Origin of the sequence: Mesorhizobium sp. CA10, assembly GCF_020165285.1 — a bacterium.
In the GTDB taxonomy this organism is placed as follows: Bacteria; Pseudomonadota; Alphaproteobacteria; order Rhizobiales; family Rhizobiaceae; genus Mesorhizobium.
The window spans coordinates 275910-290065 of the sequence record NZ_JAIUHV010000003.1; the positions used below are offsets into that span (position 1 = coordinate 275910).

General features: G+C 63.6%; 11 protein-coding genes. 5 read left to right on the forward strand and 6 right to left on the reverse strand.

The features are described from left to right. Nucleotides 1-4 precede the first annotated feature (4 nt). Together gfa and LB535_RS08325 are read right to left on the reverse strand one after the other, a co-directional pair. Complete coding sequence (gene gfa, locus LB535_RS08320; protein ID WP_140840349.1) at nucleotides 5-574, reverse strand: S-(hydroxymethyl)glutathione synthase; 570 nt, start codon at nucleotides 572-574, stop codon at nucleotides 5-7. Between the two features lie 65 nt (nucleotides 575-639). Continuing rightward, nucleotides 640-1767 carry an S-(hydroxymethyl)glutathione dehydrogenase/class III alcohol dehydrogenase gene (locus LB535_RS08325; RefSeq protein WP_140627385.1) on the reverse strand — a complete coding sequence of 376 codons (1128 nt, stop codon included), beginning with the start codon at nucleotides 1765-1767 and terminating at the stop codon, nucleotides 640-642. A gap of 268 nt (nucleotides 1768-2035) precedes the next feature. Here LB535_RS08325 and LB535_RS08330 point away from each other — a divergent pair, with 268 nt between their 5' ends. Both LB535_RS08330 and dnaE read left to right on the forward strand, forming a co-directional pair. Then, nucleotides 2036-4048 carry an acetyl/propionyl/methylcrotonyl-CoA carboxylase subunit alpha gene (locus LB535_RS08330; protein WP_224631844.1) on the forward strand — a complete coding sequence of 671 codons (2013 nt, stop codon included), beginning with the start codon at nucleotides 2036-2038 and terminating at the stop codon, nucleotides 4046-4048. Nucleotides 4049-4160: 112 nt separating this feature from the next. Further along, complete coding sequence (gene dnaE, locus LB535_RS08335; RefSeq protein ID WP_224631845.1) at nucleotides 4161-7685, forward strand: DNA polymerase III subunit alpha; 3525 nt, start codon at nucleotides 4161-4163, stop codon at nucleotides 7683-7685. Nucleotides 7686-7788: 103 nt separating this feature from the next. Here dnaE and LB535_RS08340 read toward each other — a convergent pair whose 3' ends face one another. Beyond that, complete coding sequence (locus LB535_RS08340; protein ID WP_224631846.1) at nucleotides 7789-8676, reverse strand: DMT family transporter; 888 nt, start codon at nucleotides 8674-8676, stop codon at nucleotides 7789-7791. A gap of 178 nt (nucleotides 8677-8854) precedes the next feature. Between LB535_RS08340 and LB535_RS08345 the strand changes: the two genes are divergently transcribed. Further along, nucleotides 8855-9358, forward strand: coding sequence for a hypothetical protein (locus tag LB535_RS08345; RefSeq protein ID WP_224628148.1), 504 nt, complete (start codon nucleotides 8855-8857; stop codon nucleotides 9356-9358). A gap of 4 nt (nucleotides 9359-9362) precedes the next feature. Here the strand turns inward: LB535_RS08345 and LB535_RS08350 are convergent, their stop codons facing one another. Further along, nucleotides 9363-10691, reverse strand: a complete 1329-nt coding sequence (locus LB535_RS08350; RefSeq protein ID WP_224601595.1) for a DNA polymerase IV — start codon at nucleotides 10689-10691, stop codon at nucleotides 9363-9365. Between the two features lie 65 nt (nucleotides 10692-10756). On the opposite strand from LB535_RS08350, the gene LB535_RS08355 reads away from it, so the two are divergent. Beyond that, nucleotides 10757-11332, forward strand: a complete 576-nt coding sequence (locus LB535_RS08355; RefSeq protein WP_224601593.1) for a GNAT family N-acetyltransferase — start codon at nucleotides 10757-10759, stop codon at nucleotides 11330-11332. 149 nt (nucleotides 11333-11481) lie between these two features. Continuing rightward, nucleotides 11482-13059: a hypothetical protein gene (locus LB535_RS08360; protein WP_224631847.1), complete on the forward strand. Its 1578-nt coding sequence runs from the start codon at nucleotides 11482-11484 to the stop codon at nucleotides 13057-13059. A 9-nt stretch (nucleotides 13060-13068) separates the two neighbouring features. Here the strand turns inward: LB535_RS08360 and LB535_RS08365 are convergent, their stop codons facing one another. Further along, nucleotides 13069-13722 carry a hypothetical protein gene (locus tag LB535_RS08365; RefSeq protein ID WP_095765102.1) on the reverse strand — a complete coding sequence of 218 codons (654 nt, stop codon included), beginning with the start codon at nucleotides 13720-13722 and terminating at the stop codon, nucleotides 13069-13071. Further along, on the reverse strand, nucleotides 13719-14018 hold the full coding sequence (locus LB535_RS08370; RefSeq protein ID WP_140840333.1) for a DUF3572 domain-containing protein: 300 nt from the start codon (nucleotides 14016-14018) through the stop codon (nucleotides 13719-13721). The genes LB535_RS08365 and LB535_RS08370 overlap by 4 nt, the downstream gene beginning before the upstream one ends. Between the last annotated feature and the right edge of the window lie 138 nt (nucleotides 14019-14156).

Sequence of the window (14156 nt, forward strand, 5' to 3'; positions counted from 1 at the left end):
ATTGTCAGGCCGCCAAGGCTCCGGACTTCTTGGCGGTCCAGGTGGCCATATAGTCCATCAGGCCGGGATTGAGGCAGTCATAGGGCTCAAGCCCGATCGACTTCAGCTGGCCGCGGATGCCGGCCATGCGGCTCGGGTCCACGCCGGATTCGATGATCGAGGAGACGAAGGCGGCGAAGCCCGGCGGCGACCAGCCATCCTCCTCGAAGCGCTCGGGATGGATGAAGGACAGGCCCTTGAAGGGATGGTCGCGCTCGACCGGGCCGTACATGTGGACGCCGCAGCCGGTGCAGGCATGGCGCTGGATCAGCGCGGCGGGATCGACCACCTTCAGCTTGTCGCCATTCTCGGTGACGGTGACATCGCCAGTGCCGGCGACGGCCACGACCGAGAAGATAGCGCCGTCCGGCTTCCAGCATTTGGTGCAGCCGCAGGCATGGTTGTGGGCGATCTGGCCCTTGACCTTCACCTTCACCGGATTGCTGGTGCAGGCGCAGACCAGCGTGCCACCGGCAAAGCTCGCGCTCTCCCTCGGCAAGCCGTTGTCGATCTTCGGATGCAGTTTTTCAGGCATTGAGTTCCTCCCTTGTTGAACCTGTGCAACTTCAGTCGCTGGCCATAGGTCGGCGGCTTGTTTTCTCAGTAAACCACGACGCTGCGAATCGACTTGCCCTCATGCATCAGGTCGAAGCCCTTGTTGATGTCCTCGAGCTTCAGCGTGTGCGTGATCATCGGATCGATCTGGATCTTTTTCTCCATGTACCAGTCGACGATCCTCGGCACATCGGTGCGGCCGCGCGCGCCGCCGAAGGCGGTGCCCATCCAGGTGCGGCCGGTGACCAGCTGGAAGGGCCTGGTCGCAATCTCCTGGCCGGCGCCGGCGACGCCGATGATGACCGACTTGCCCCAGCCGCGATGCGAGGCCTCCAGCGCCTGGCGCATCACCTTGGTGTTGCCGGTGCAGTCGAAAGTGTAGTCGGCGCCGCCGATCTGGTCGGCGCCGCGCTTGGTCAGGTTGACCAGGTAAGGCACGATGTCGCCGTCGATCTCCTTCGGATTAACGAAATGCGTCATGCCGAACTTCTCGCCCCAGGCCTTCTTGTCGTTGTTGACATCGACGCCGATGATCATGTCGGCGCCGGCAAGGCGAAGACCCTGGATGACATTCAAACCAATGCCGCCGAGGCCGAAGACCACGGCGGTTGCGCCCTGCTCGACCTTGGCGGTGTTGATGACCGCGCCGATGCCGGTGGTGACCCCGCAGCCGATGTAGCAGATCTTGTCGAAGGGAGCGTCGGGATTGACCTTGGCCACCGCGATCTCGGGCAGCACGGTGAAGTTGGAGAAGGTCGAGCAGCCCATGTAATGAAACAGCTTGTCCTTGCCCATCGAGAAGCGCGAGGTGCCGTCGGGCATCAGGCCCTGTCCCTGCGTGGCGCGGATGGCGGTGCAGAGGTTTGTCTTCCGCGATAGACACGACGGGCACTGCCGGCATTCGGGCGTGTAGAGCGGGATGACATGGTCGCCCTTCTTGACCGAGGTCACGCCCTTGCCGACATCGACGACCACGCCGGCGCCCTCATGGCCGAGGATGGCCGGAAACAGCCCTTCCGGATCGGCGCCCGACAGCGTGAACTCGTCGGTATGGCAGATGCCGGTCGCCTTGACCTCGACCAGCACTTCGCCTTCGCGCGGCCCCTCGAGGTCGACCTCCATGATCTCCAGCGGCTTTCCGGCGGCGACGGCGACTGCGGCACGCGTTTTCATCAGGCGTTTCCTCCCAAGGCAATCAGTAAGTTTCAGGTTACGGCAGGCCGCCGTTCCCGCCTGGCGGGACGAAATCTCTGCCCGCCGTTTGTATCTCCGAGCCCATCGACCACCTTATCGCTTTCCTTGCTGGCGGCCAACTTCCCTTGCGACGTTTTTCGGCGCGGCAGTCGCAATTCGAGCAAGTCGGATGCGCACCGGCCGGCCACTTGAGACATGGCGGGATTGTCCATAGAACTGGACCGCTTCGCCGGAGGACGACATCCGAATGTTCAAGAAAATCCTGATCGCCAATCGCGGCGAGATCGCCTGCCGCGTGATCAAGACCGCGCGCAAGATGGGGATTGCCACCGTCGCGGTCTATTCGGATGCCGACCGCGATGCCGTGCATGTCGAGATGGCCGACGAAGCGGTGCATATCGGACCTTCGCCGGCGGCACAGAGCTATCTGTTGCCTGAGAAGATCATCGCCGCCTGCAAGGAGACCGGCGCCGAAGCCGTGCATCCGGGCTATGGCTTTCTGTCGGAGCGCGCCTCTTTCTGCGAGGCGCTGGAGAAGCAAGGCATCGTCTTCATTGGGCCGAAGCCCAAGGCCATCAAGGCCATGGGCGACAAGATCGAATCGAAGAAGTTCGCCAGCCAGGCCAAGGTCTCGACCGTGCCCGGATGGCTGGGCGTCATCGAAGACGCCGACCATGCCGAAAGGATAGCCGGCGAGATCGGCTATCCGGTCATGATCAAGGCCTCGGCCGGCGGCGGCGGCAAGGGCATGCGCATCGCCTGGAGCAAATCGGAGGTGCGCGACGGCTTCGAGCGTGCGCGTTCGGAAGCGAAAAGCTCCTTCGGCGACGACCGCGTCTTCATCGAGAAGTTCGTCGTCGATCCCCGCCATATCGAAATCCAGGTGCTGGCCGACGCGCATGGCACGGCAGTCTATCTCGGCGAGCGCGAATGCTCGATCCAGCGCCGCAACCAGAAAGTGGTGGAAGAAGCGCCGTCGCCGTTCCTCGATGCCAAGACCAGAAAGGCGATGGGCGAGCAGGCGGTGGCCCTGGCCAAGGCCGTCGACTACCAGAGCGCCGGCACCGTCGAGTTCATCGTCGACAAGAACAAGAATTTCTATTTCCTTGAAATGAATACGCGATTGCAGGTCGAGCACCCGGTGACCGAGCTGGTCACCGGCATCGACCTGGTAGAACAGATGATCCGCGTTGCCGCCGGCGAGAAGCTCGGCATCAAGCAGAGCGACGTGAAGCTCAACGGCTGGGCGGTGGAGAGCCGCCTTTACGCGGAGGATCCCTTCCGCAACTTCCTGCCGTCGATCGGCCGGCTAACGCGCTATCGACCGCCGGAGGAGGGTACGTTCGGCGGCACCGTCATCCGCAACGACACCGGCGTCACCGAAGGCTCGGAAATCTCGATGTTCTATGACCCGATGGTGGCCAAGCTCTGCACCTGGGCGCCGACAAGGCTGGAAGCCATCGACGTCATGTCAGAGGCGTTGGACAGGTTCATCGTCGACGGCATCGAGCATAACATCCCGTTCCTTTCGGCGCTGATGCAGCATCCGCGCTGGCGCGAGGGGCGGCTGTCGACAGGCTTCATCGTGGAGGAATATCCGGACGGTTTTTCGCCGGTCGCGCCGGATGGCGAGGAGAGGGCGGTATTCGCCGCCGTCGCAACGGCGATCGAACTGCTGCGCCGCGACCGGCTCGACCGCCTCAGCGGCCGGCTGGCGCCGCATTCGGGACATCTCAAGCGCGACTGGGTGGTGAAGATCGGCGCGGACTATCTCCCGGTCGAGATCGTCGACGGCATGATTTCCATCCCGATGGAGGTCGATTTGTCGATCGACGGGGGCAAGCCGCTGACCGTCGCCTCGGACTGGCGGCCGGGCGACGCGATCTGGCAGGGCACGATCGGCGCCGACAAGGTCGCGGCGCAGATCCGTCCGACGCTGAACGGTTTGCGCATCGCCTGGAAAGGCATGTCGGTGACGGCGCGCGCCATGCTGCCGCGCATCGCGGAGCTCGAAAGGCTGATGCCGGAGAAGCTGCCGCCCGACACCTCGAAAATGCTGCTTTGCCCAATGCCTGGTCTCGTCGTCTCGATCGCCGTGGCCGAGGGCCAGGAGGTCAAGGCCGGCGAGACGCTGGCCGTGGTCGAGGCGATGAAGATGGAAAACGTACTGCGCGCCGAACGCGACCTCACGATAGCCAAGCTCAACGCGAAGCCCGGCGACAGCCTGGCGGTCGATGCGGTGATCATGGAGTTTGCCTGAGAAGGGGCGGTGCGGGACCGCCTGTGGTCTGCGGTCGATTGTGCTGGACTGGTATGGCCCCGTCCGGGACAATACATCTGCACCGATGAGTCTTGGCACAGCGTGAAAAAACATGGCGGATGAACGACTTCCACGCGATCCTTTGCAGCGCGAGGCGGCAGTGAAGGCCGCGCGGCCCGAAACGCCGGCGCGTAGGTTCATCCATCTGCGCGTGCATTCGGCCTATTCGCTGCTCGAGGGCGCCTTGCAGCTTAGCGCGATCGTCGGCCATGCCGTCAAGGACGAGGCGCCGGCGATCGCCGTCACCGACACCAACAATCTGTTCGGCGCGCTGGAATTCGCGCAGAAGGCGGTCAAGGACGGCGTCCAGCCGATCATCGGCTGCCAGATCGATCTGGCCTTTTCCGGGGAAGCGAGCGACGGCCAGCGCGACCGCCGCCGCCATGGGCCGGAGATGTCGCCGGTCGTGCTGATCGCCGCCAGTGAGGACGGCTACAGCAATCTCGTGCGGCTGATCAGCAAGGTCTATCTGGAGACGCCGCCAGGCGAGCCGGTGCATCTGACCAGCGCTATGCTGGAAGATCGGTGCGACGGGCTGATCTGTCTGACCGGTGGGCCGCGCGGTCCGATCGGCAGTGCGCTCAAAGCGGACCGGCGCGACCTCGCTCAACAGCGGTTGCTGTTCCTCAAAGGCTTGTTCGGCGACAGGCTTTATGTCGAGCTGGAGCGGGTCGCCGGCTACGACCGCATGGTCGAGAAATCGACCGTCGACCTTGCCTATACGCATGACCTGCCCCTGGTCGCAACCAACGAGGCCTTCTTCTCCAAACGCGAGGATTACGAGGCGCATGACGCGCTGATTGCGATTGCCGAAGGCTCGGTGGTTGCCGCCGACAACCGCCGGCGGCTTTCGCCTGACAATTTCCTGCGCGGGCAGGCAGAGATGGCGCGCCTCTTTTCCGACTTGCCCGAAGCGATCGACAACACGGTCGAGATCGCAATGCGCTGCTCCTACTATCCGAAGACCCGCAGCCCGATCCTGCCGCGCTTCACCGGTGCCGATGCCGCCGACAAGGACGCAGCCGAGAAGGCGGAAGCGGCCGAGCTTGCCCGGCAGGCGCGCGAAGGTCTGGAGGCGCGGCTGGCCGCGCACGGGCCGACGCCCGGCTACACGGTCGAGCAATATCGCGAGCGGCTCGAATTCGAGCTCGGCATCATCGAGAAGATGAAGTTCCCGGGTTACTTCCTGATCGTTGCCGACTTCATCAAATGGGCGAAGGCGCAAGGCATTCCCGTCGGGCCGGGGCGCGGTTCGGGCGCCGGCTCGCTGGTCGCCTATTCGACCACCATCACCGACATCGACCCGCTGCGTTTCTCGCTGCTGTTCGAGCGCTTCCTCAATCCGGATCGGGTGTCGATGCCGGACTTCGACATCGACTTCTGCCAGGACCGGCGCGAGGAAGTCATCCGCTATGTCCAGCAGAAATACGGCCGCGACCAGGTCGGGCAGATCATCACCTTCGGAACGCTGCAGGCGCGCGCGGTGCTGCGCGATGTCGGCCGCGTGCTGCAGATGCCTTACGGTCAGGTCGACAAGCTCTCCAAGATGGTGCCGCAGAACCCGGCCAATCCGGTCAAGCTGGCGGACGCCATCGCCAACGAGCCGCGCTTCGCCGAGGAGGCGGAGAAGGAGCCGATCGTGCAGACGCTGCTCGACACGGCGCAGAAGCTCGAAGGCCTCTACCGGCATGCTTCGACGCATGCCGCGGGCATTGTCATCGGCGACCGTCCGCTGTCCGAGCTGGTGCCGATGTACCGCGATCCGCGCTCGGACATGCCGGTCACCCAGTTCAACATGAAATATGTCGAGCAGGCGGGGCTGGTGAAGTTCGACTTCCTCGGCCTAAAGACGCTGACGGTGCTGGAAACGGCAGTGAAGCTGATACGGCGACGCGGCGTCGACATCGATCTCGCCAAGATACCGCTCGACGACCCCGACACCTACGCGATGCTGTCGCGCGGCGAGGTGGTCGGCGTGTTCCAGGTTGAAAGTGCCGGCATGCGCAAGGCGCTGATCGGCATGCGGCCGGACTGCATCGAGGACATCATCGCGCTGGTGGCGCTCTATCGCCCCGGCCCGATGGAGAATATCCCGACCTACAATGCCAGAAAGCATGGCGAGGAGGAGATGGCCTCGATCCATCCCAAGATCGACCATCTGGTGAAGGAGACCCAAGGCGTCATCGTCTACCAGGAACAGGTGATGCAGATCGCGCAGGAGCTTTCCGGCTATTCGCTCGGCGAAGCCGACCTTCTGCGCCGCGCCATGGGCAAGAAGATCCGCGCCGAGATGGACAAGCAGCGAGAGCGCTTCGTCACGGGCGCAGTCGAGCGCGGCGTCTCAAAGCCGCAGGCCGATTTCATCTTCGACCTCCTGGCCAAGTTCGCCGACTACGGCTTCAACAAGTCGCACGCCGCGGCCTATGCGGTCGTTTCCTACCAGACCGCCTATCTCAAGGCGCATTACCCGGTCGAGTTCCTTGCGGCGTCGATGACGCTCGACATGAGCAATACCGACAAGCTGGCCGATTTCCGCCAGGACGCCATGCGCCTCGGCATCGAGGTGGTGCCGCCGTCGGTGATGTCGAGTTTCCGTCCCTTCGAGGTCGGCGAGAACAAGATCTTCTATTCGCTGGCGGCGCTGAAAGGCGTCGGCGACGCGGCGGTCGAGCACATCGTCGAGAAGCGCGGCGAGAAGCCGTTCAAGAACCTTGCCGATTTCTGCGAGCGGGTCGATCCCAAGATCGTCGGCAAGCGCGTATTCGAAAGCCTGATCATGGCGGGCGCGCTCGATTGCTTCGGCCATGACCGCGCGCAGATGATGGCCGGCGTCGAGCGGATGATGGGCCTTGCCTCGCTGGCGCAGCAGAACGCCATCTCCGGCCAGGCCGACATTTTCGGCGCTTCGCTTGGGAGCCAGTCGCAGGCTCTCAACCTGCCGGCGACCGATCCGTGGCTTGCTGCCGACAAGCTGCACCGTGAATTCCAGATCGTCGGCTTCTATCTTTCGGCGCATCCGCTCGACGAGTACAAGTCCGCGCTGCAGAAGATGCGGGTGCAGAACTGGGCGGAATTCTCGGCTGCGGTCAAACGCGGCGCCGCCGCCGGGCGTCTTGCCGGCACAGTCACCTCCAAGCAGGAGCGCAAGACCCGTACCGGCAATAAGATGGGCGTCGTGCAGTTTTCCGACACGACGGGACAGTATGAGGCTGTGCTGTTTTCCGAAGGCCTGGCGCAGTATCGCGACATGCTGGAGCCCGGCAGTTCGGTGGTGATCATGGTTGCGGCCGAAGACAGGCCTGAGGGCGTAAACCTGCGCATCAACTCGGTGCAATCACTGGACGACGAAGCCAGCCGCATCCAGAAAGCGCTGCGCATCTTCGTCAGGGACGATGGACCATCGTCGATCATTCAATCGCAGCTCAAACAGCGTGGCGACAGTCAAGTCAGCATCATCGTTCTCAAGGGAGAGGCGCAGGGCGAGATTGAGATCGGCCTGGGTAATTATCGCGTCTCGCCGCAGATCGCCTCCGCCATGCGCGCGGTGCAGGGCGTGGTGGACGTGGAGCTGGTCTAGAGCGTGATGGCGCTTCGTTGAATCGCCATAACGCTCTAGCTTTTTGTTGGAGCATGATCTTTGTCCGAAAACCGGTTCCCACTTTTCGGGATCATGCTCTAGCTCAGGGCGTTGCCGCCTCCGCCTCTGCCACCCGCGGCGTCTTCTTCTGCAGGTTGAGCAAATTGCCGGCGAGAATCAGAGCCGCGCCACCGGCGGTGAAGACGTCGATCTGCTCATGGTAGAGCAGCCAGCCGACCAGCGCCGTCAGCGGCACGCGCAGGAAGTCCATCGGCGAGATGATCGTGGCATCGGCATGGACGAGCGCGCGGGCCAGGCAGAAATGCGACGACATGCCGGTGAAGGCGATGACGAAGATCCATGGCCAGAGCCCTGGCGAAGGGTTGTGCCAGCTGTAGAGAGCCGGGATCAGGCCAACCGCCGACTGGATGATCAGCATCCAGAAGATGATGCGCACCACGCTTTCGGTTTTGGTCATCGACTTGACCAGCACCATCGAGATGCCGAAGCAGACCGCGGCGCCCAACACGACGAGGTGGCCGGGATCCATCGAGCCGGCGCTGGGGCGCACGATGACGACCACGCCGATCAGGCCAAGCACGATCGCCGTGAGCTTCGACCGGGACAGTCTTTCCCCCAGAAAGCTGACCGCCAGGATCGCCGTCCAGATCGGCGTGGTGAACTCGATCGAGATCAGCACGGCGAGCGGAATGAGCGTCAGCGCGTAGAGCCAGGCGGCCTGGCCGGTATAGTGGATCATGTTGCGGGCGATATGGGCGAACGGGCGCTCACTGCGCATCGCGGCAAAACCGCCGCTCATCATCACCAGCGGCAAAAGGATGAAGAAACCGATCACCGAGCGCAGCTCCAGCACCTGGAAGACGTTGAGCTCGGCCGTCGTCTCGCGGCCGGCAACCGACATCGCCAGCATCGAGGCGATTGACAGAGCCATCCAGAACGCGGCTTTTGGGATCGAGGGAGCGGGCGCCATTTGAGCCCTATGTCGCAAGCCCGAACCCGGGCCGCAACCGTTAGTGGCGTCATTCCACTGGGCCAGCGGAGCGGGCGTCAAAAAATCGTCATCGCGGCGGCGGAACCTGGCGGCTGAGCACCCGTTAAGTCCACGCCTTCCGTCGGAGGGCGCATGATCGCGAGAGGGAAACGTCTTGATGAAATCGACCGCCGCTTTGCTGGCCGCCGCCTGTTTTTTCTGCGCGACGGGCGCGCATGCCGACGAGGCGGCTTTCCTGCGATCGCTGCAGGGGAAGTTCTCCGGTAAGGGGATGGTCAGGATCAGAACGAACACGCCGGTGATGAACATCAACTGCAACTTCACTTCGGACGCGACGGCGGACTCGCTCTCGCTTGACGGCACCTGTCGTACGTTGTTGATCATGTCGCGGGAAATCCGCGCCGACCTGAAGGTCGACGGGGCGAGCTACACTGGCACTTACATAGGTTCGCGCAGCGGACCTGCCGGGCTCAGCGGAAGCCGCAAGGGCGACGCAATCAACCTCGACATCCACTGGGCGAAAGTCGTCAATGGCGACCGCAATGCGGAGCTGACCGTAGAAAAGATCGGGCCGGACAATATGCGCATGACGGTGACCGACATGGATCCGGCAACCGGCAAGATGGTGGTGACGAGCCGGATCGACCTCAAGCGCACCTGACCCTTCAATCTTCCAGCGGCTCGGGCGGATTGGCGGCGCCCCCCTTGCCGAATGTATAGCCGGTCTCGACGGCTTTCCTGCCGAACTTGTCGCGCAGCGTGTCCATCGCGCCTTCGGCAAGCGCGCGCTTGCGCGACTGCACGTCGACCAGATCCGGCGGATCGGCCTTTTGGTCGTCGGAGAGGTCGCTGACGCCGATTCCGAGCAGGCGGAATTTTGTGCCGTCGGCCTCGCGGCGCAGCAGGTCGAGCCCGGTCTGGAAAATGCGGTCGGCCAGGCGCGTCGGGTCGCCGAGCTGGCGGTTACGGGTGCGGGTCTTGAAATCCTGCGTCTTCAGCTTCAGCACCACGGTGCGGCCGGCGATGCCGGATTTTTTCAGCCGGGCCGAGACCTTTTCCGACAGCCCGCGCAGCACCGGCACCAGCTCCGCCAGGGCTCCGATGTCGTTGTCGAAGGTGGTTTCGGCCGAGACGCTCTTGGCATCGCCGTCCGGATCGACCGGGCGGTCGTCCTCGCCTCGCGACAGGCGGTAGAGCCGGTCGCCCATCACGCCATAGCGGCGCATCAGGTCGCCGCGCTCCATGCGCTGCAGCTGCCCGATCATGCGGATGCCGTCGCGCTCCAGCGTCGCGGCCAGCGCCTTGCCGACACCCCAGATCATCGTCACCGGCTGCGCGGCGAGGAAGCTTGGCGCCTCGGCTTCGCCGATCACGGAAAAGCCGCGCGGCTTGCGGAAGTCCGAGGCAATTTTCGCCAGGAACTTGCAGTAGGAGAGGCCCGCCGAAACGGTGATGCCGAGCTCCTTTTCCACCGTCTGCGCAAAGCGCCCAAGCACCAGCGCCGGCGGCATGCCGTGCAGCCGCTCGGTGCCGGCGAGGTCGAGAAAGGCCTCGTCGATCGACAGCGGCTCGACCTGCGGCGTCAGCGCCTGCATCAACGCGCGCACCTGGCGGCCGACACCGACATATTTTTCCATGTCGGGCGGGATCACCACCGCTTCGGGGCACAGTTCGAGCGCCTTGAACATCGGCATGGCCGAGCGGACGCCCTGGATGCGGGCGATATAGCAGGCGGTGGAAACGACGCCGCGCCGGCCGCCGCCGATGATCACAGGCCTGTCCTTCAGCGCGGGATTGTCACGCTTCTCGACCGCCGCGTAGAAGGCGTCGCAATCGATATGGGCGATCCGCAGCCGGTAGAGCTCGGCGTGATGGACAAGGCGCGGGCTGCCGCAGCGATCGCAGCGACGCGTCTCGCCGCGCTGGAGCGCCAGGCAGTCACGGCAAAAACCGTGTTCGGGATTGTTGACAGGAGCCGCCATCGCTGCGAACATAAAGAGAACAAATGCAATGGTACGACAGCGCAAGGCTGGCAACAAGCTTGGCCTGGGGAGAACGCATGAGCACGACCATCGCACCGCTGACTCCTGAACGCTGGCCCGATTTCGAGGACCTGTTCGGCAAGCAGGGTGCCTGCTACGGCTGCTGGTGCACGCATTTCCGGTTGTCGCCGGCGGAGCGCCGCGCCAGCGACAAGGAGCGGAACAAGGATCTCATCAAGGCGCGAATCGAGACGGGCCCGCCGCCGGGGCTCTTGGCGCTCGAGGACGGCAAGGCCGTCGGCTGGATGCAGGTCGGCCCGCGCGCCGACATCCCCGAGTGGAACAATCAGGGCAGGGGCTCGGCCCCGGTCGATCCCGCCGATGCCGGCGACCCGGCCGTCTGGGCGATCTCCTGCTTCTTCATCCGCCCCAGGGCGAGGGGGCGGGGCATCACGCATCGCCTTGTCGAGGGCGGAATCGCTTTCGCCCGCGAGAATAAAGCGAGGCTGCTGGAGGCCTGCCCGATCGATCTGTCGCGCGATTCGCGCTCGATCGGGCTTTTCGTCGGCTCGTCACGGGTGTTCGAGAAGGCCGGCTTCGAGAGGCTGGTGGAGCGCAAGCCCGGCCGGCCGCTGATGCGCCTTGTGCTTTAGGTACTGATGCGCCTTGTGCTTTGGGCGCTGATGCGCCTAGCGCTTTAGCCGAATGAGCTTTTGGCCTACAGTCGGCGTCTTGCGGCTGTTACGCTTCTTGCCTACCAGAAGCATGAATATTTCGTCTTCCGAAATCACGGAGAACTGACGTGAAGCGTATTTTGCCATTTGCCTTTGCCCTCGCGCTCAGCGCGCCGGCTTTTGCCCAGACCGTCGACAATCAAGGCGCCAAAGATCTTTCCGACAATCTGGCGCGCTATTTCGGCAAGCAGGCGTTCGACAAGGGCGTGCTCAAGGTTTCGGTCGAGGGCGACGCCTACAAGATCGCGCTTGACGTCAAGGCGCTTGTCAATGCGCTGCCGGAACAGAAGCTTGTTAAATTCGACATGGCGCCATACGCGCTGATGGTGAAGCCGCGCAGCGACGGATCCTGGGACGTCTCGTCGAATTTCTCGCAAGGCGCATCCTTCGAGTTCGAAGGACCGGAAGGCCGTCAGAGCATGGAGTTCACGATCAAGGACGGCAAGCTGACCAGCGTCTACGATCCGGCCCTCGCCGCCTTCACCAGCGCGACCAGCTCATTGGCCGGAATGACCATGACGTCGCGGCAAGCCAAGCAGCAGGCAGATGTCTCGACTGGCGCCGGCACCGCCACCGTTACCGCGACCAAATCCGCCAATGGCGGCGTCGACTTCACGGCAACGCAGAAAGTCTCGGACTTCGTCGAGATGATCAAGGTGAACGATCCCGACAGCGGGATGAATTTTCCGCTCACCTTGAAGACGCCGGAACTTTCGGTGGACGCAAACGGCAAGGGCGTGCGGACGAAGCCGCTGCTCGACCTGCTTGCCTTTGCCGTGGCCAATGAGGATGAAGCCAAGCTCAAGGCCAACCAGGCTGAGCTCAAATCGCTTATGCTGGCCGCGCTGCCCATCTGGGAAAGGATCGACGGCAATTACGGCTTCAAGAATTTCGAGGTCGACAGCCCTGTCGGCAAGTTCGGCGCCACGCAATTCAGCACCGCATTCGGCATGGACGGCATCTCCCAGAACGGCAAGGTCGATTACGCGATCAAGGCTGCCGGTCTGACGATCCCGCATCAGACCCTGCCGGAATGGACCACCCCATTGCTGCCCACCGACATCGACCTGCATTTCGGCGGCGCCAATATCGATCTCGATACGATGGCGAAAAAGGCGATCGAAGGCTTTGATCTCAATAAGAATCCGCCGCTGTCGGATGAATTCGGCAAAGCTTTGGTCGCCGATTTCAAGGCCAAGAATCCGAAGGTCGTGATCGGGCACAGCACGGTGAAGAACGGCGCCATCGAAGTCGCGCTGGAAGGCGAGATGACCTTTCCCGGCGAGAAACCCGATGCGACCGTGACCGTCGATGTCGCCGGCTATGACAAGATCGTCGATGCCTTGAAGGAAGCCGCCAAAAGCGATGAGCAGATGGCGCAGGCCTTCCCCTTTGCCCTGGCCGTCAAAGGCTTTGGCAAGACGCTGCCGGATGGCCGGCTGGAGTGGACGATCAACACCAAGGCCGATGGATCAGTCACGGTCAACGGCGCGATGCTGAAGGGACCGGACGCCGCCCAGGACGACAGCGCCGGTCAGGATGACAACTCAGGCGATGACGGCGCGGACGGAACGGATGATTCCACCGGCGGAGACGATTCGGACGGCGGCGACAATGGTGGGGCCGGAGCGAAGCTGAAGCCCTGAGTGCTTGGGTTAAAGCCCGAGCGCGGCCGCGATCTTTGGCGTCGCATCGCACCAGTCGTCGACCGAGATAATGTCTTCCGGCGTCGGTGGCAGGAAGGCGCGCAGCGAGTTGTCAGCCATCAAATGGAAGAGATGGGCATCCGCCACGGAGTTGCGCGCCGAAACCAGGTTGGAAGGCTGGTCGTCGACGAAGGCGACAGGCCGGCCCCCGACGCCGCGCAGTTTCGCGATGGCGGGTCCCTTGGCCATTTCCGTCGTCAGCAGCGGGTAATTGAGCCCCAGCGCATCGAGATGCGCACGGCGCACGGCGCGGTGCTTGTGCGGCATGGCGGTCAGCAGGACGATCTCGGCGCTTCGGCCGAGCATCGCCAGCGCGTCCGCCGCACCCTCTGCGATGCTTTGCCAGTCCGCCTGGGCGTCGAAGAAATCGCCGAGCAGCGCCGTCACTTCCGGCTGCTCGATCAGCCGCCCGCTCACCGTCTCGGCGATGTTGCCGGTGAGGCGGAAGGAAGCCAGCGTCAGCCCGAAGCCGCGCGTTTTCAGGAAATGCGGGAAGGGCCGGACGAATTCGAGCACGACATCGTCGACGTCGAGCACCAGCAGCGGCCGGTCATCCGCGGCAAGCTCTTCGATCTGCCGCGCCGTCTCGGGATCGTCGCTCATGTCGAGCGCTCGTGATCGTCGTCGCCGAGCGGAAGGGCGCGCAATGCCTTGCCGACGGCGGCTGGCGGCGTGCCGGTTTCCTCGGCGAAGCGCAGAAGCGTCGGCTCGTGTGCCAGGATGAATTGCAGAACGCCGGCAAGGAAGCCCGGCTCAGCTGCGGCCCTGCGGATCGAGTTCGCCTCGATGCCCGTGATCGCCAGAAAGCGGGGCAGAAGCTCCGGGTCGGCGGCGACGAAGGCCAGGGCCTTGACGGCAATGGTTTCCGCTCCCTCGCGCATTGACGCTGCGTTCGCCATCGTTACCTTTGCAATGGTGGATTTTTTCGAGTCTCCTTCCGCAGTAACGGCAAGCGTCGCTTGCGGCAAGCCTCCGCTCTTTCCCATGCAACGTCCGAAGGTGGAATTGGTGCAGCTTTCCAACCTCCGGTTTCCGTT

Bases quoted from the DNA above. Each gene is read 5' to 3' on its own strand.
- LB535_RS08340 (WP_224631846.1), bottom strand. From the start codon at position 8,676: ATGGCGCCCGCTCCCTCGATCCCAAAAGCCGCGTTCTGGATGGCTCTG.
- LB535_RS08350 (WP_224601595.1), bottom strand. From the start codon at position 10,691: ATGTTCGCAGCGATGGCGGCTCCTGTCAACAATCCCGAACACGGTTTT.
- LB535_RS08355 (WP_224601593.1), top strand. From the start codon at position 10,757: ATGAGCACGACCATCGCACCGCTGACTCCTGAACGCTGGCCCGATTTC.
- LB535_RS08345 (WP_224628148.1), top strand. From the start codon at position 8,855: ATGAAATCGACCGCCGCTTTGCTGGCCGCCGCCTGTTTTTTCTGCGCG.
- LB535_RS08325 (WP_140627385.1), bottom strand. From the start codon at position 1,767: ATGAAAACGCGTGCCGCAGTCGCCGTCGCCGCCGGAAAGCCGCTGGAG.
- LB535_RS08365 (WP_095765102.1), bottom strand. From the start codon at position 13,722: ATGAGCGACGATCCCGAGACGGCGCGGCAGATCGAAGAGCTTGCCGCG.
- LB535_RS08330 (WP_224631844.1), top strand. From the start codon at position 2,036: ATGTTCAAGAAAATCCTGATCGCCAATCGCGGCGAGATCGCCTGCCGC.
- gfa (WP_140840349.1), bottom strand. From the start codon at position 574: ATGCCTGAAAAACTGCATCCGAAGATCGACAACGGCTTGCCGAGGGAG.
- LB535_RS08370 (WP_140840333.1), bottom strand. From the start codon at position 14,018: ATGGCGAACGCAGCGTCAATGCGCGAGGGAGCGGAAACCATTGCCGTC.
- dnaE (WP_224631845.1), top strand. From the start codon at position 4,161: ATGGCGGATGAACGACTTCCACGCGATCCTTTGCAGCGCGAGGCGGCA.